The sequence below is a fragment of the Runella sp. R5_40 genome, assembly GCF_057652295.1.
This window is the reverse complement of sequence record NZ_JBYFCH010000003.1, coordinates 103,518-120,803: the sequence shown is the minus strand read 5'-3', so window position 1 is coordinate 120,803 and position 17,286 is coordinate 103,518. Positions and strand designations below refer to the sequence as shown.

Below are 17,286 nucleotides of genomic sequence, written 5' to 3'. Positions count from 1 at the left end.
CGACTAGCTATTTTGATATTGGCAATTTATTCGTCAGCAATTTCTTTTTTGGCGTTAAAATACCCTTTTACTACCGTAAACGTCGTAATTCCTAAAAAGAAAAAGATGATGTAATGTACGTAATCTATAATCCACGGAAATTTTTCCCCAAAATAATATCCTCCACCTGTCAATCCAAAAATCCACAATCCCGCTCCCAACACATTAAACAACATAAAGCCGCCAATGTTCATCCGCACCAATCCTGCCAAAATCGGCGCAAAGGTGCGCACAACGGGCAAAAATCGACTAATCACCAAGGTGCGACTTCCGTACTTATCGAAATACTTACGGGTGGTGTTGATGTGTTGTTTCTTAAAGAACAGCGAATCGGGTCGATTTTGTATGCGATCCCCAAAAAAACGTCCCGTTAGGTAGCCCGTCAAAGACCCCACAATGGCGGCTAAAAACAGGCATGTCAGCAACAAAAAGATGGGAACGTCGAGGATTTTGAGCGCACAAAATACACCTGCCAAAAAAACGAGGTAGTCGCCTGGCAGAAAAAACGCAAAAAACAGCCCATTTTCGGCAAAAATAATAAGCGTTATGAGCACTAGCCCTCCCGTGCGGATAAGTTCCTCGGAGTTAAGGAGGTATTGGAAAAAGTCAAGGATAGAATTCATGTTCAAAATTACACAACTTATCTTTCACAGCAAGCCCTCTGCCTGTTGCATACTAATTTTCTAGGGTAATAATTCACTTTTTCGTACTTTTCGGGGCAAAATAACCCATCGAACCGTGAAAAATAACAAATCCGTCATCTTCCCCAGCGCTACTTTTCTTTTTGTGTTCAAATGGTTGGTAATGGCCCTTATCGTGGGAGTTTTGGCGGGTTCGGCTTCGGCTTTTTTTTTGGTATCGCTCAATTGGGTTACCAACTGGCGAGAAACGCATGCTTGGATTACCTGGTTTTTGCCAGTCGGTGGGTTTATCGTCGGAGCCGCCTATTATTATTGGGGGCAAGATGTGGTAAAAGGCAACAACCAACTCATCGAAGAATTTCACAGTCCGTCCCAGATTGTTCCGCTCAAAATGGCACCGCTTGTGCTTTTTGGAACGCTAGTTACGCACTTGTTTGGCGGCTCAGCGGGGCGCGAAGGTACGGCCGTTCAAATGGGGGGAGCTATTGCCGATCAGTTTACCAAACTCTTCCGATTTTCGGACGATGACCGCCGCATTTTACTAATCATTGGAATCAGTGCGGGGTTTGCCTCGGTATTTGGGACACCGCTGGCGGGCAGTGTTTTTGCCCTCGAAGTCCTGATTGTGGGGCGTATGCGCTACGAAGCGCTTTTACCTAGCCTTCTCACGGCACTGATCGCCGATTATACCTGCCACGCATGGCAAGTAGCTCATACGCATTATAGCATCCCCAACGTACCTCATATTCATGCAGATACGCTACTTTGGGTCGTTTTTGCGGGCATTTTATTTGGTCTAACATCCCTTTCCTTTTCTAAAATCGTACACTTTTGGGGTGATTTTTTCAAACGAACCATTGCCTATCCCCCACTTCGGCCCGTGGTTGGGGGAGCGGTATTGGCGGTTTGTATTTGGCTTTTGGGAACAACTCGGCATATTGGTTTGGGCGTGCCAACCATTGTCGCCTCTTTTACCGAGCCGCTTGCCCCTTACGATTTTGTACTCAAACTTTTGTTGACCACCTTCACCCTCGGCGCAGGTTTTAAGGGCGGGGAAGTCACTCCCCTTTTCTTCATTGGCGCTACGTTGGGCAATGCACTTTCGGCTTTCGTTCCGTTGCCGATGGCGTTGCTGGCAGGGATGGGTTTCGTATCTGTCTTCGCAGGTGCGACCAATACGCCGATTGCCTGTACACTGATGGGGATGGAGCTTTTTGGGGCCGAATGTGGCGTTTTTATTGCCTTATCGAGCGTCATCGCTTACCTTTTTTCGGGGCACTCAAGCATTTATAGCGCTCAAGTATTTCAAAAAGAAAAACACGATTAGAGAGCGTGAGGGGGCGTGAGGGAGGTTGCTCACAACCTCCCTTCTTGTGTCTCAGGTTGCTCACAACCTGAGTTTTACTAAAGATACGCTCAATCAAGGAGGTTGTGAGCAACCTCCTGCACACTATACGCTAGCCAAGGAGGTTGTAAGCAACCTCCTGCACATTATACGCTAATCAAGGAGGTTGTGAGCAACCTCCTACACGCTATACGAGCAACCTCCTGCACGGACTACAACTGATATACATTGACAATCAGCGTATCGGCATTTACGCCCGTAAAGACACCCAGACCATTGGTAATGGACGTTGGAGGTGTACTGATATTTTGAGTCGTTGTTCCTGTTGATTTGTAGAGCGCTGCATAATCAGCATTCAACCGATACAAAACCGCGTAATGCTTGCCAAAATACTGAAATGTCTGCGGCATAATGCTACTCGAACTCGCCGTTGTTGGTTCGTTATTGAAGCGACGGGCAAACGGGCTTTGGGTAGTTTCGGCGGGCAAAATTGTAATAGGCGTTGGGTTTGTTTCGGTATTGATAAACGCCACAAAATGGTAATCGCTGGTGGGATTGTTCCACGTTGCCTCAATTGGGCTACGGTCTTCCCCCGACGGCGGACGAAAACCACCCGTCGTGCCGCTACTAAGGTCGATTTGGGTTCGATAAATTACGTTTCGGCTCAAGGCAAAACCCGTAGGGCGTGTCGGAATGCTGGTAATTGCTGAAACAGGCAATCCTTTATACTCAAAATCTAAGGTGTAAGTCAAGCCAAAAATCACCAATTCTGTCGCAGCCGACTCGTACATTCCTTCGCTGACTTCTTTTAAGGTAAAAACTTTCCCGTTGCTTACGTGGATTTTAATCGTTTGCCCCGTTATTGGTCTTGAAACCGAATCAGCATCGTCGCTCGAAGCGGCGTAAGAAGTCACCGTTGTCAATTTTAAACTTACAGGTTTTCCTGGCGCTAGGAAAGCTTCTACGACGGGTTTTTGGTTAGAAAAAACCACTTGGTTCGTGTCGGTACAAGACGCCAAGCCAAACACGCCTAAGAGCAGGCCCATCAGCGTTATTTGTTGAAATTTCTGGAAAAAAGTTGCTATGTAGTTCATCGAAAAATTCATGTTGAGGTTTACAAAAACACAGTCTCCTCTCGCCTTCTAGCGGAGTTTCCATGAGAAAGTGACGTTTGGCGTGAATCCCAAGTAATTGACATTAGTAGTTTGAAGCACACTTTCGCCGTTTTCGGTAATGACTTCAAAACGTTTGTACCACACATTTTTGCGGTTGTATAGGTTAAATACCGAAAGTCCGATGCTTCCCCAACGCGCATTGTAGGTCGCCGAAATATCGAGGCGGTTATAGGACGAGAAACGGGTCGCATTTTTATCCGACGGCATTGTAAAATTACGTATCGAGCCGTCCAATAACTTAACTTGGTATGCCCCCACAATGGAAGTATAAGGGCGGCCTGTCGAGACTATTTGAGTCAGGGAGAAGTCGATGTTTTTCCAACGATATGCCCCAATAAACTTAAATTGATGACGCACGTCTTGGTCGGAATGGTAGGGTAAATCAGAAAACGCCGACACGTTCCGAAGCGCTTCTGAGAGCGTATAACCTATCCAGCCGTTGAAATCTCCAAACTTGCGTTGCACCAACACGTCCACGCCGCGTACTACTTCATTTCCGTTAAAAAACGTTTCCTGAACGCTCAACCCTTGGCGGATTTGGGGCACAAAACGCAGGGTATATTCGGTGATACCCGTGTTGTTTTTTTGGTAAAACTCCACGTCCACCAAGTACTGCTTGTATTCATAACTTCCCCCCACAATGAGGTGATCCGACTGCGTGACGGGAAGCGTTCCGCCGTTGGCCAGCAACCAGTAACTACGGTTACCTTGCGTCAAATCTTCACGGTTGATTTGTTTGGCAAACTGAAAATAACGCCCCGTCGCCATTTTGAGCTTTATTTTATCACTTAGGGCAAAAGTTGCACTCAGGCGGGGTTCAAAATACAGTTTATTGGTCACGTTAAAATGATTGATGCGAAGACCCGGTTTCAACAACAACTTGGTATTAAACAACCGAATTTGGTCTTGCAAATAAAACGCTGTGATGAGGCCGCGGTCGCTTTTATTCAATACATTGACTGTATCGTTTTGGATGTATTGATAATCAATGGTATTGGCCGTCGAGTGGATTCCAAACTCCAATTGGTTATGCGGCGTCAGTTTGTATTCAAAGTCTATTTTTGCCGTAAAATCCTTCAAATCATTGGTTTCAACCTGGCCAATATTTTGTCTGCGCGTAATCGCCACCGAAGTATCCGTCGCAGGAATCGTACTTACGACGGTGCGGGTGTTGTCGCGGTTACTGTAAAAGTTAGAATAACTTACGAGCATATTGCTGTACAATTTATCGTTCCAGCGCCGCGACCATTTAAAGCTACTTCCCAAATTCCCCCAAGCCGAAATGTCATTGGAAGAAGTGGAAGCCCCCAAGTCACCACCGCGACCAAAATTAAACGACGACGCCGACGAGTTATCCATCTTATCCGTTCCGTTGTACAAACTCCACGTCAAGATGTCCTTTCTAGAGAGGTTCCACGTCAACTTTGCGTTTAAATCATAGAAATACGATTGCGCCGTTTGGTTTTGAAGGGCATTATTCCCAAAACGACCACCTGGGCCACCAGGTGGTCGTCCGAATCCCGTTTGGGCTACCGTCGTTTGGCGTTCGGAGGTAAACGTATTAAAGATTTTTTCGTACAGCGGCCCTTTGTACGAGCGCCGCCCTGCCACCAAAAGCGTCAATTTTTTCCCCAACGGCGTTTCAAGGTAGGCATTGGCACTCAGCAGGCTCAAGTCAGCGCCTGCGTTGATTTTATTTTTATTTCCTTCCTTCCCCGTAATTTCAGCCACGGCTGAAATCCGCCCCCCAAACTTGGCATCAAAACCACCTTTGTAAAGCTGAATATCTTTGAGGGCGTTGTAATTAAAAGCTGAAAAAAAGCCAAAAAGGTGATCGACATGATACACCGTGAAGCCATCGTACAAAACGAGGGTCTGGTCGGGAGTCCCTCCCCGAACATATAGCCCCGACGACGATTCGTTGGAGGCACTGACCCCAGGCATCAATTGAAATGCTCGAAAGGGGTCACGTTCGCCGATGTTGGGGAGTTTGGCCAAATTTTTGGGAGTCATTTTAATCATTCCCACAATCTCGTTGGCTTTTAGCACTTCCGTTTTTTCTCCCAACACCATCACTTCTTCAAGTTCCTGCTCGCCTGGCTCAATTTCGATAATAAAATTATCAAGCGGTGTTTTGGGGGATAGAAACACGGTCGCATTTTTGTAGCCCACGTAGCTAACCAGCAACGTAGCAGTATCGGAAGGCACTTTCAACAACGTAAAATATCCGTCCACGTTGGTCTGTGCCCCAATGTTGGTTCCTCGAACCGCTACCGTGGCAAAAGGCATGTTTTCAGAAGTTCCTTTTTCAACAATTCGCCCCACGAGCGTAAAATCAGTACGGGTAGGTACACCACGATAGCGCGTATCAAATTCTTTACGGGCCTCTTTCGGAAGTTCAGGCGAGTTTTTAGGGACAATTTTAACCGTATTGGCCTCCGTAATATAAAAGGTAAGCTCTTTGGTATCGCGCAGCACGCCTTTCAAGCCATCGAGAAATTTGGTATTATCAAACCAATACGATACGCGGTACTTCTTGACCAATTCTTCGTCGTAATCGACCTTGACATTGTACTTTTTCTTCAAATCAGTCAACACAAACAGCAAAGGCTTGTTGTTATAAAATTCGTCTTTGATAACAAGCTCTGCCTCCGCAGGCCCCTGCGCCCATCCAGCAAACGTCCCCAGCAAAAGAAGAACGAGTAATAATTGTTTCATAAAGTATGGATTATAGTTCAAAAAGCCGACAACGACGGCGGTAACGTCGTTCGGTAGTTTTATTACCTTCGAGTACGTTTCCTGCCGTCGTTGCGTGGCATTAATTTTCTATGTGTAGATGTATCGTCAAAATCTGACGACGGTTTAAAGCGCCTTGGCCGCCGCGATGGTCACTGTCACTTGAGCAGAAACCCCCGTTGTGGCATCGGTATCGGTATAAGTTTCTTGGAGTTTTATGGCTCCATTGCCAATCTGCCCAATAGTTTCACCCACCGACAACATATCAAATGACCCATTGCCTAAGGCTTTGAGCTCAATGGAATCGTAGGTTTCGGTATAAGATTGCATGGTACCTGTGCTATCGCGTTGCGAAATTTTCAAGACAATATTGACGATGTTCGCCGATTTTTTGGCCACTGACATCTCAATCGTTATGTTTTCTTTGATACTTGTATTGGTTAAGTCAATGCTTTGGGCTACGCCATTGATTGACTCAGTGTAGGTAGTGCCGTTGTACGACCCAATCACTTGGTCGGCGGGCTCAGGATCGACGGTTGTTTTGGAACAACTTGACAAAAGGGCAGCACTCAATAGCGCGAAAATGCTTCCTAAGAAGAGGTTTGAGATTGTTTTCATAAACTTTAGGTGTGTAATAGTGTATGTACTTCTAACTAGACATTATTAAGAAAAACAACCCAAGCTTATGGCTTGGGTTGCGAAAGAGCTAAACTAGCGGCCTTTTTTTCCTTTTTTACCGCGTTGTGGGTGCGCTGGCGGCGTTGTTTCTTGCGTAAACGTACCTGCTGCCGTAAACTGTACTACTTTACGAGATGCTTTTTTCTCTTCGTCGGTGCCCGATGTAAGTTCAACCACAACAAAGAAATCCCCTGCGTCATTTGTTCCTGCTTTCACCGCCGTATAGGTGGCGTAGTTCGACGTAATGTACGTTGTAATAGCCGCTGGCAGACTAGCAATTTCTACACTTGTCAACTTTGCTTTTTTACCATACTTTTCAAGCACTTTGTTGAAAGTACCATCTGCGTTAAAAAGTACGCCAGTGTGCGTTCCGTCAGCGAGTTTCAACCCTACCACAATTTGTCCTGCTGCGTCTTTTCCCGCAAACTGAATTTCCGCTCCCGCGTAGTTTGTGGTAATGTAAGAACTTACGGCTGCTGGCAAATCTGCTTCTTCGATTTCGGTTAGTTTGCCTTTACACTTTTGTTTGGTTACCGTGTCGGTTGTGGCCGCAGCACGAGCTGCCGAAAGCTGCACTACTTCTGTCAAATCTTCCGTTGTCGAATTGACGTTGATGTCTTCACGGTTGCAGCTCACCAAAAATAGCCCTACTAACGCGAACACAAAAAACAATGTCTTTTTCATGGTTTGTTTTTGTTAAGTTGAAAAATTGATAGTTGGAAATTGATTTCAGTAGCCATTACGTAGGGTTTTTGCAGGGCGTGGCAAAAAAGTTTTAAATTTTTTTAAGAAAAAAAAAGTGTAATTTGTTGCAACACTAGGCCGCAAAGTAGCGTACAGGCGTGTATATATCAGGCAGATATTGAAGCCGCTAACAACCATCCAAATCCGTTACTACCTTGTTTTTCCGAAAAAAAACCAACTTTACCGAAGATGACCTGGAGGAAGTCATCCAAGCGTGCAGGAGCAACGACAGCCGCGCGCAGAGGGTGCTTTTTCAGCAATTTTTCGGTTATGCCAAGGGAATCAGCTTGCGGTATTCGTCGTCGATGGAAGAAGCTGAAGAAATTTTGAACGAAAGTTTCTTAAAGGTTTTCCAGCACATCGACCGCTACGACCTCACCCAACCTTTCAAGGCTTGGTTGCGGACGATTGTGGTCAATACCGCGATTAGCTATTACCGAAAGCATCAAAAATTTCATGGCGAGATTGGGCTAGATAATATTCACGAGCCATCAAACGACGCTTCGGTCATTGACCAAATATCTGCCGAGGAGATTTTGGCTTTGGTGCAACAGTTGAAACCGATTTATCGTACTGTCTTTACGATGCACGTGGTGGACGGCTACCAGCTTCGTGAGATTGCAGATGTGCTCAATTTTAATGAAGCCACCGTACGCTCGCATTTTTCACGAGCCCGTACCCGTTTGCAAGAGTTAGTCAAGCAATCATACCCGCTTTTTAGCGAGGGGAAAGTAGAACAGAAGTTTAAGTGAGTACCCCAAATTACTGAATTAAACGGCGATTTTCAGCCCAAAAACAATAAACTAAGTGTGAAAACACGCTACCAACAACAATGAAACCCGATAAATTTGACGAAGCTATACGCCAAAAGTTGGAAGGGATTCAGCCCAGTTTTCAAGAAGACGACTGGTCGAAGTTTGCCGCTTACCAAGCAGCTCATACTTCACAGCCCTTTTTCCAACGCTTTAGTGCGCGCACTGCATGGTACACTGCTGCTAGTGTAGCGGCTGCCATGATGGTATTTGCCAATGTCTATCAGTATCGAACCAACAAAAAACTGGACCACGAAGTAGTCGAGCTTAAAGCAACTATTGCCAAGCAAAAAGACGCTCCCGTTCGAGTGACTACCCGCATAGATACTGTTTATATTACCAAATACATCGAAGTAAAATCTTCTAAACTCAATACCTATGATTCATCTGTACCTTCTTTAAATGACGAAAGCCCCGACGAAACAATAGGCCAAGAACCCGCCGTAGCCGAACGCCTCAAAAATGTTGGAAAGATTATTCGTCAAAGTCCTAACCAACGAATCAGCAACGCATTTGAACGTACGTCCAAACAAGTGGATGCTGTTAGCGACGTGTCGGGCGAAGTTGAAAGCGATGTTATCAACAAAAAAGGAATTGAGAAAGAAGATGTGATCCAGCGAGAAAATGGAGTAAATGCAAATACCAACTCAGTCCTCAATCCCGTCCGCCCCGCTCGTGAAAACGCGGCAAAGGCGGGTCGTGTCAACCGCAACCAAATTGCCGCTCGCGAGTCGATTTATTCAAAAAACAGCTCGTTGGTTTCGCAACAATCAACTAGCAAAAACAACACAAATACAGGCACATACCAAACGTCCAAAGTTCTTTCTGAAGAATCCAATGGAATACGCCCTGAAAGTGCGCTTTCAGAAAGCGAGTCGGGAGCCATAGCGTTGCTAGAACCCCGCACCGAAATCGAAGAATTAGCGGGTATCCCTCCCGCAGAAGCCAAAGTAGAGCGGTATGCCTATACGAAGTTATCAAACCCTTCGAATCAGGCAACCTCCACTTCGGCGGCTACCACTGCGGCTTCAGCGGCCGCACTACCACCTCCTCCTCCTTCAATTTCGTTTAAAAACATGAAATTCAGAATGGGTGTTGGCTTAAATATTAGCAATGGCTCAACCACTTATACGGCCAATACAAGCTTGCTTTTGGGCAAGTTTTGGAGTATAAACGTGGGTCTAGCGCGTGCTTTTATCATAGGGCCCCAATACTTTACCGAAGATATTTTTAAGGAAAAAACGAAAAGCGATTTTAAAGATTGGAACAAAAAAGGACCCATTCAACCGCCAATGGCGCCACCTCAAGCGTTCAATATCTCAACCAGTGCTACTTTGTGGCAACTACCCGTGAGTTTGACGTATCGTTGGCCAATGAATGACGGGTTTGCCTTTTTATTATCGGGAGGTACCAACTTTAATTTATCCGCTTGTCAATCATTTAGTTTTTATACCCGCGAACGTAACGGAGAATTGACACAAAAACGGGTAGATTTTGTGCTTAAACCTACGCTGTCAAACGACCTTATTGCGGCCGCTGGTGTTGAAAAACAATGGAGACACCTTGTCGTCCAAGCAGAAACTTATATTGCCCCTTATTTACAAAAACCATCGTACCTCACCGAAAACCGCAACTTAGGTATTCGCTTTAAGGTCATGTATCAGTTTGGGAAAAAAGCCATTTAGGCCACCAAAGCTATTTTTTATTACCAAACGTTCAACTAGCCTGCTTTGATCGCCCGTCGTGCTCACCAGCCGACGGGTTATTTTTTTATATTTGACCCTCAATCTGACTTGTCCAAACTATGCGCATTTCTTTTGTAGGAGCAGGAAACGTAGCTTGGCACCTAGCCCAAGCCCTCGAAAACGCAGGCCACCATATTGTCGAAATATACAGTCGCGATGCCCGAAACGCTCGTCGGCTTGTCAATAAACTATACGACACCCACATCGCACCCGACCTTGACTTTGCCGAAAGCACTGCCGAATTGCTCATTTTGGCCGTTGCCGACGATGCCCTTACCGACGTGGTTTCGCGGTTGGTACTTCCCGAAAACTGTACGGTGGTTCACACTTCAGGCACAAAATCACTGGCAGAATTTCAGCAGCTTATTGATATTTATAGCGACATTCCTGCCAAAACGGGCGTTTTGTATCCCCTCCAAACGTTCAGCAAAGACGTCGAACTATCGCTAGTTGATGTACCATTTTGCATCGAATCGTCGGAAGCTGTTACGGAAAAAATGCTGATTCAATTGGCCCAAGGCATCAGCAACGTTGTTTATCTTATGACCTCCGAAGAACGGCGATTAATGCACATTGGGGCGGTTTTTGCCTGCAATTTCAGCAATCATTTGTTGGCCATCTCCAAACGAATTTTGGATGCCGAGCACCTAGAGTTTGACTTGCTCAAACCCCTCATCCGCGAAACACTCCGCAAGGCCCTTCAAAGCCCCGACCCTGCGCTCGTCCAGACGGGGCCAGCACGCCGTGGCGACCACCAAACCATCGAAACGCACCTCGATTACCTCGAACGCTATCCTGCTTGGCAAGGCATCTATGAAGTTTTGTCTGAAAGTATTCAGCGGGTTCGATAAAGGAGTGGTGAGAGATGAGTGATGAGAGATGAAATTCGACGTTCTTCCCTACTCTCCTCTTCCCCATTCACGAATGAGGTTGCCACCTACGGGAATCCAATCAGAGATGACACTGATAATTTTGGGAGCAATGGGAACGGTATATTCGTATAAAAAACTTTCGTTGCGGTATTTGGGCGGCATGGCTACCCCAATCGTACTAAGCAACCAAAAGAAAACACTGATACCAAACACCCACGTAAATATACCAACAGCAGCCCCTGCTAGGTTGTCGAGCGTGCCTAAGATGGTATAACGCAGCATGGAGCGTAACGAATACCCAATGCGGTTGACCATGAAGATGGTCGGGAAGAAAATCACTGAAAAGCCAATAAATGGCAAAAACTTACGCGTAAGCTCTACCGTCAGGTAAGGTGCGAGCAAATCGGTACCAAAACGAAGAAATTTAAAACCCACAATCATGGCTATCACAAAGGCTGCTACGCCGACAACTTCGACGAGTAGCCCCTTGCGATAGCCATTAAATGCTCCCCAAGCGAGTGGGATAATAATGAGCAAATCTAGGGTGTTCATCCCACGAGCAAGCTTTTCGCCAGTGTTTGTACCACTTTACCGTCGGTTTGGCCCGCCAATTCTTTCATAGCAACGCCCATTATTTTACCTATTTCAGCAGGCGATTTAGCCCCTACCCGCTCGATAATCTCCACGAGTTTGGCCTTTACTTCTTCCTCTGAAAGTTGTTGTGGCAAATATTTTTCAATGACCGCGATTTCGGCTACTTCCTTTGCCAACAAATCGGGACGATTTTGTTGTTCATAAATAGAGGCCGAATCACGACGTTGTTTGGCGGCTTTGGTCAACAGCTTCAGTTCATCGTCGGCACTCAAATCTCCACTTGCTCCTTCTTTCGTTTCTTCCAAGAGAATCAACGACTTAATGGCACGTAATGCGCGGAGTGTATCCTGATTTTTATCGCGCATGGCCTGCTTGATGTCCTCGTCTATGCGTTTCTTCAGCGTCATGATTTAAAATAGTTTACAAAATTATGTTGCAAATCTACGAAAAAAATGCGCTAAGGCTTGGAAAATTTAAAAAGGTGTGCTTATCTTTGCACTCCCAAAACACGGAGGTTGTAGCTCAGTCGGTTAGAGCGTCGGATTGTGGTTCCGAAGGCCGTGGGTTCGAACCCCATCTTCCTCCCTAAAAAAATCCCAATGCAAAGCGTTGGGATTTTTTGTGTTTATCGATTCAAAAAACCTTTTCTCCGAGTTTTTGTTAGATAAGTACTACTTATATGAAAACATTTTTCTCATCTCTGCGCGCCTCGTCCACCTTTGAATACACCTGCTGGATTATACTACCTGCTATGAACCTTACTGGATTGGCAGGTTTGTTCCTTAGAGAATCCGAGGAGTTCTTCAAAGCACTCGTTCCTTTTCACTTGGTAACTTCATTGTTCATCATGATGATTTTTCACCAAGACTGGAACCGTTCTTTTGTGATTTATTGCATCGTTACCTATCTCATTGGATTTGGTGTAGAAGCACTGGGCGTCCACACAGGTCTTATTTTTGGACATTATCAGTACGGTGAAACACTAGGCTGGAAAGTCATTGGCGTTCCATTGACCATTGGTCTTAACTGGCTCGCAATTATTTATTCGGCAGGTATTCTTATGGTCGATTGGAAAGTTAGCTCCCCCATCAGAATAATTTCTATTGCTTTCTGCATCGTTTTTCTTGACTTTTTGATTGAAAAAGTCGCTATTACGTATGACTTTTGGAGTTGGGAAAACAACACAATTCCTCTTCAAAACTACGTCGCTTGGTTCATTATTGCAGCGGGCTTACTTTGGTATTTTGAACGTGCTAATTTTCGCAAAGAAAATCCAGTGGCATTCATGTACGTCCTTGCTCAATGCTCGTTTTTTTGGGGGCTCAACATCCTACTTTATTTATTCAGATAAAGAAAAGTCAAAACATTTTCGGAAACAAAAAGTTACCACAATAAGAGCAAATGTATTGACTTTTGGCAAAAGCCAATACAGTAAGACCCAAAAGCTTGATACACTTAAAGTGAACGCCAAATGAGTAACTATTCCATACGAGATTTAGAACAACTTTCTGGCATTAAGGCACATACAATTCGCATTTGGGAGCAACGCTATAACATTATTCAGCCAAAGCGTACTGACACCAATATTCGGATGTATGACGACCAAGACTTAAAGTTGGTCCTCAATATTTCTTTGCTGAAAGATCACGGATACAAAATTTCGGACATTGCGAAATTTTCTTTGGACGAAATTAGCCAAGAAGTTATGGCTATTTCCGATCAAAAACTGAACTATCCAGACCAAATTCACGCCCTCACAATTGCGATGATTGACTTGGACGAAGATCGTTTTGAAAAAATTATTAGCACCAATTTTCTTCAAAATGGCTTTGAAAATACCATGCTCAATATCATTTATCCTTTCTTGACTCGCATCGGTACGCTGTGGCTTACAGGTTCTATTGGGCCTGCACAAGAGCATTTTATGAGCAACTTGATTCGACAAAAAGTCATTGTTGCCATCGACGGTCAAGTAATAAAATACCATCCCAATTCTAAGAAATTTTTACTGTTTTTACCAGAAGGTGAATTGCACGAAATCAGCCTGTTGTTTACCAGCTACGTCATTCGGGCGCATCACCATCGGGTTGTTTATTTGGGACAAACACTGCCGTTTAATGAGCTCGTTTTTGCCTATGATGTTCATCAACCCGACTATGTCTTTGCAAGCATCACCTCCGTACCTGCCCACGACGAAGTTCAGACATACGTCAACAAACTTTGTCAGCAGTTCCCCAAAGCTCAAATATTGCTTACTGGCTACCAAGTAGTCGGGCAAGACATTGAAGTGGGAGCCAATTGCACTATCATCAACAAATTAGAAGACCTTGTTGAATTGCTCTAACAGCCGTTCTATCGCTTTTTTTCCTCTTACAAAGCCATAAAAGACAAAACCCCGACCAGTGGTCGGGGTTTTTGCTTAGGCGGGAGATAAACAGCCTGCCTCAAGGTTAATAATATGCTTCCTTCGACAAATAGTTTTGAACATAATCCTTCACACCTTCTTCCAACGTATGGAAAGGTTTGGTGTAGCCAATCGAACGCAATTTGTTCATATTAGCTTGGGTAAAGTACTGGTACTTGTCGCGAATGTCGGCTGGTGTATCCACAAAGTCAATGTTTGGCTCTAACCCCATCGACGTAAATGTATTGATGGCCAAATCTTTAAACGTACGCGCCTTGCCACTTCCAAGATTATAGATACCTGAGTTGCGACGGTGGTGCATCAAAAACGAACATACTTCCAGTAGGTCTTTTACATAAACAAAATCGCGCATTTGTTCGCCATCTTTAAAATCGGGATGGTGTGAGCGGAAGAGGCGCATTTTACCCGAGGCTTTTACTTGGTTGTAGGCGTGGAATATCACCGATGCCATCCGTCCTTTGTGGTATTCGTTGGGGCCATACACGTTGAAAAATTTCAAACCTGCCCAGAAAAAAGGTTTCTTTTCTTGTTGCAACGCCCAAATGTCAAAATCGTTTTTGGATTCCCCGTAAGGGTTGAGCGGCTTCAACTGCGGGATTTGCGATTCGTTGTCGTCGTAGCCTAATTCGCCTAAACCGTAGGTAGCCGCCGAAGAGGCATACACCAACGGGATTTGATAATCGATACATTTTTGCCAAATCTGCTGTGAGTAGCGAACGTTAAGCTCTTCCAAAACATCACGGTCAAACTCCGTCGTATCTGTGCGGGCACCGATGTGGAAAATGAACTCTACTTCGTAGTAATTTTGGTCTAACCATTCAAAAAAAGCAGAGCGCTCCACTCGTTCTTGAATTTTTTTACCTTCTAAATTTGGTGCTTTTTCAATTTTCGAGAAATCATCAACTGCGATGATAAAATTGAAATTTTCCTCGTTTAACTTGCTGATAAGACAGCTTCCGATAAAGCCTGCAGCCCCAGTGACAATGATCATAGAAATAGCTTATGATAAGGCGTTTAAATAGTGGGTAGTCAATTAGTTGGAACAGTAAAAATACTCAAAAAAAACGCTACAAAGGTAGGTATTATTTCACACAAAAAATCATTGAAAATTCCATGAATAAATTTAACTTTTTAAAGAATTTTCAATGAAATCTAGGATGTTTTTGGATACCGTTTTTTGGTCGTAATTTTGTCGAAACTTATTAGACAGCAAAGTGACTCCGTTTCTCTTATTTTTAATACGGCACTCTCGGCGCTGTGGACTATTGACTGTCGATTAGAATGATAGTTTACGTAACAAGAAAAGAACATTTTAATGCCGCCCACCGGGTATATAACCCTAGCTGGTCGGATGAAAAAAACACCGAAGTATTTGGCATTTGTGCCAATCCAAATTTTCACGGCCACAACTTTGAGCTGATTGTCACAGTAAAAGGCCCTATCAACCCAGAAACGGGTTTTGTGGTGGACATGAAACTCCTCGGCAGACTGATGAAAGACAGTGTGGTTGACAAAGTTGATCACCGAAATCTTAATCTCGATGTAGATTTTATGCAAGGTATCATTCCTAGCTGTGAAAATTTTGTCCTTGAAATCTGGGCTATCCTAGCAAAAGGACTAAACGAAGTGGCACCTCACGCCAAATTACACTACATCAAGCTCATTGAAACCCCCAAAAACTACGTAGAGTATTACGGCGAATAAGCTCGCTTTAAACGATATTCGCGTTCCAATCCCCAAAAATCATTGTGAATCAACCACGTATCGGGCTTTTTTTCTGGCTACTTGTATTCCTAATCATCGGAAGCTACCTGTGGTATATCAACATGTATGCTGTCAATATTCCTATTACTGACGACTATGATTTGGTTCGGGTAAAATACACGCTTTTGACGCAAGAATTCAGTTGGTGGCAGAAAATCAAACTGCTTTTAGAACCTGAAAATGACCACCGTATTCTTATTCCGCGCTCCATTGCGCTCACAGACTATGCCGTAGAAGGGTTTATCAATTACCGAACGCTGATTGGGGTCGTCAATCTGAGTTTGTTGGGGATTTTGGGATTTTGGTTTTTGAGTTTTCTCAAACGTGGACTCAATGCTTGGTTTTTCTTGCCAGTATTGTTGTGGTACCTTACCCCCTTTGTGTTTGATGTGACGCTTTGGGGAATTAATGGAATGCAGCATACCACCCTCAACTTACTGGTATTCGGCACCTTAGCTCTTCTTTCCTATTCCACTAGCCCTTGGGCTTTTGGGGCGGCTTTGGTCGTTGGGTTTGCCGCTACTTTTACCAATGGAAACGGATTTCTGGTTTTTCCTGCGGGGTTAGCGGTTTTACTTTTGACCCAAGACTGGAAAAAAAGTGCCTTCTGGACCATCGGAATGATTGCCTCGTTGTTGGCTTATTTTCTCAATTATCAAGTAGGACAAGCGACTAAAGTGGCCTTCTCGGGCGAATTTGTCGGAAATCTACTGGTAAGTTTTGCGGCATTGTCGGGTGGCTGGATGGCGGCTTTCAAAGGCAGTAGCCCTCAGTGGTTGTTGTGGAGTTCGTTTTTGGTAGGAATGTTGAGTTTGCTAGGCATTACGTTGTGGCTTGGCTATCAGCTATTTATGGCACCTCAGCGCCCCCGTTCGGGTCGTCCCTATCTTTGGGTTGGGGTTTTTGTATTTTCGATTCTGACGATTGGCATCATTGCGGTATCAAGAGGAGGACGCGACGTTTATTCGGTTTTCACGAGTCGATATAGTTTATATCCCCTTCATTTATTGACACTTACGTACCTAGCGTTGCTGAGTTGGAAGTCCATTTCTCCTTCTTGGGTGTTTCGGATAGCCGTTGTTTTTGGAGGTGTTTTTATGACCATGAGTTTGTATCAATACCAAAGAGATATGGACGAACGCCGTCGAAGCCTCATTGCAGACCACTATAACTGGCGACAGCACCGCAAACTCACCACCCATTTTCGGAGCGAATTAGCCGATTTTTTCACGCTTCCTGCCTACCAAAAAGGCATATACCGTTTTGAAAATTTTCCACTCGGTGCCGCTACTGAACAATTACTCAGTTTACCCGCCGATACTACTCAGCGCGACGCATTGAAACTTACGCTTACAACCACTCAAAAAAACATTGATTTTTTTGGGCATCCTCAAACAGTTGCGCAGTTTTCCTTGATTAATGCAGACGTGCTTCAGCCAGAATTTGGCGAAGGTGTTGGCGTGTTTTTGGTGCTAAAATCAGCAAAAAATAAAACCTATTTGCTTCCTACTTTACCCATTCAAGGTGGGAAACGCGCGTTTTTCACTTCGGCACGGGTCTATAAACCTGGTTTTGAATTGACGGTTTACAACGAAAATTTTGCCCCCGACACGTATCGCATCGGACTCCTTAGTCCGAAAGGAACAGGCTACGATTTGCGTTATTTACAACAATTGATTCAGATTGATTCGCTTTCCACCAAATTGGTCAACTAGC

The 17,286-nt window shown here is 44.6% G+C and carries 16 protein-coding genes and 1 tRNA gene; 9 read left to right on the top strand and 8 right to left on the bottom strand.

All coding sequences use genetic code 11. The features are described 5' to 3' along the window. Positions 1-26 precede the first annotated feature (26 nt). The gene (locus AC23N5_RS07675; RefSeq protein WP_183971811.1) at positions 27-662 is read right to left on the bottom strand and encodes a DedA family protein; all 636 of its coding nucleotides are present in this window, start codon (positions 660-662) and stop codon (positions 27-29) included. 181 nt (positions 663-843) lie between these two features. Here AC23N5_RS07675 and AC23N5_RS07670 point away from each other — a divergent pair, with 181 nt between their 5' ends. Then, positions 844-2,007: a voltage-gated chloride channel family protein gene (locus AC23N5_RS07670; protein WP_487755357.1), complete on the top strand. Its 1,164-nt coding sequence runs from the start codon at positions 844-846 to the stop codon at positions 2,005-2,007. Positions 2,008-2,237: 230 nt separating this feature from the next. Here AC23N5_RS07670 and AC23N5_RS07665 read toward each other — a convergent pair whose 3' ends face one another. From AC23N5_RS07665 to AC23N5_RS07650, 4 genes are all read right to left on the bottom strand, one after another. Beyond that, complete coding sequence (locus tag AC23N5_RS07665) at positions 2,238-3,071, bottom strand: DUF4249 family protein (protein ID WP_487755089.1); 834 nt, start codon at positions 3,069-3,071, stop codon at positions 2,238-2,240. A 96-nt stretch (positions 3,072-3,167) separates the two neighbouring features. Further along, positions 3,168-5,918 (bottom strand): carboxypeptidase-like regulatory domain-containing protein, encoded by a 2,751-nt coding sequence (locus AC23N5_RS07660; RefSeq protein WP_487755088.1) that lies wholly within the window; start codon positions 5,916-5,918, stop codon positions 3,168-3,170. Between the two features lie 144 nt (positions 5,919-6,062). Then, complete coding sequence (locus tag AC23N5_RS07655) at positions 6,063-6,554, bottom strand: hypothetical protein (protein WP_183971814.1); 492 nt, start codon at positions 6,552-6,554, stop codon at positions 6,063-6,065. 93 nt (positions 6,555-6,647) lie between these two features. After that, positions 6,648-7,298 carry a hypothetical protein gene (locus tag AC23N5_RS07650; protein WP_487755087.1) on the bottom strand — a complete coding sequence of 217 codons (651 nt, stop codon included), beginning with the start codon at positions 7,296-7,298 and terminating at the stop codon, positions 6,648-6,650. A gap of 215 nt (positions 7,299-7,513) precedes the next feature. On the opposite strand from AC23N5_RS07650, the gene AC23N5_RS07645 reads away from it, so the two are divergent. The 3 genes from AC23N5_RS07645 to AC23N5_RS07635 all read left to right on the top strand — a co-directional run bounded on the left by AC23N5_RS07645 (position 7,514) and on the right by AC23N5_RS07635 (position 10,766). Continuing rightward, complete coding sequence (locus tag AC23N5_RS07645) at positions 7,514-8,110, top strand: RNA polymerase sigma factor (protein WP_487755086.1); 597 nt, start codon at positions 7,514-7,516, stop codon at positions 8,108-8,110. Positions 8,111-8,190: 80 nt separating this feature from the next. Then, on the top strand, positions 8,191-9,855 hold the full coding sequence (locus AC23N5_RS07640) for a hypothetical protein (protein WP_487755085.1): 1,665 nt from the start codon (positions 8,191-8,193) through the stop codon (positions 9,853-9,855). A gap of 119 nt (positions 9,856-9,974) precedes the next feature. Continuing rightward, positions 9,975-10,766 (top strand): Rossmann-like and DUF2520 domain-containing protein, encoded by a 792-nt coding sequence (locus AC23N5_RS07635; protein WP_183971818.1) that lies wholly within the window; start codon positions 9,975-9,977, stop codon positions 10,764-10,766. A gap of 48 nt (positions 10,767-10,814) precedes the next feature. On the opposite strand, the gene AC23N5_RS07630 is transcribed toward AC23N5_RS07635, so the two are convergent. Further along, a complete protein-coding gene (locus tag AC23N5_RS07630; RefSeq protein ID WP_028527070.1) occupies positions 10,815-11,339 on the bottom strand; it encodes a CvpA family protein in 525 nt (174 codons plus the stop codon). Continuing rightward, complete coding sequence (locus AC23N5_RS07625; protein ID WP_487755084.1) at positions 11,336-11,788, bottom strand: GatB/YqeY domain-containing protein; 453 nt, start codon at positions 11,786-11,788, stop codon at positions 11,336-11,338. Before AC23N5_RS07625 ends, AC23N5_RS07630 begins: the two co-directional genes overlap by 4 nt. Before the next feature lie 103 nt (positions 11,789-11,891). Here AC23N5_RS07625 and AC23N5_RS07620 point away from each other — a divergent pair. The 3 genes from AC23N5_RS07620 to AC23N5_RS07610 all read left to right on the top strand — a co-directional run bounded on the left by AC23N5_RS07620 (position 11,892) and on the right by AC23N5_RS07610 (position 13,725). Further along, positions 11,892-11,967: transfer RNA gene (locus tag AC23N5_RS07620), tRNA-His, on the top strand. Between the two features lie 93 nt (positions 11,968-12,060). After that, complete coding sequence (locus tag AC23N5_RS07615; RefSeq protein WP_183971820.1) at positions 12,061-12,732, top strand: carotenoid biosynthesis protein; 672 nt, start codon at positions 12,061-12,063, stop codon at positions 12,730-12,732. Between the two features lie 120 nt (positions 12,733-12,852). Further along, on the top strand, positions 12,853-13,725 hold the full coding sequence (locus AC23N5_RS07610; RefSeq protein ID WP_487755083.1) for a MerR family transcriptional regulator: 873 nt from the start codon (positions 12,853-12,855) through the stop codon (positions 13,723-13,725). A gap of 106 nt (positions 13,726-13,831) precedes the next feature. Here AC23N5_RS07610 and rfaD read toward each other — a convergent pair whose 3' ends face one another. Then, complete coding sequence (gene rfaD, locus AC23N5_RS07605) at positions 13,832-14,797, bottom strand: ADP-glyceromanno-heptose 6-epimerase (protein WP_183971822.1); 966 nt, start codon at positions 14,795-14,797, stop codon at positions 13,832-13,834. A 293-nt stretch (positions 14,798-15,090) separates the two neighbouring features. Between rfaD and AC23N5_RS07600 the strand changes: the two genes are divergently transcribed. Continuing rightward, positions 15,091-15,510 (top strand): 6-pyruvoyl trahydropterin synthase family protein, encoded by a 420-nt coding sequence (locus tag AC23N5_RS07600; protein WP_028527066.1) that lies wholly within the window; start codon positions 15,091-15,093, stop codon positions 15,508-15,510. 44 nt (positions 15,511-15,554) lie between these two features. Then, entirely contained in the window at positions 15,555-17,285 is a 1,731-nt protein-coding gene (locus AC23N5_RS07595; protein ID WP_487755082.1) for a hypothetical protein, read from the top strand. Position 17,286 lies beyond the last annotated feature (1 nt).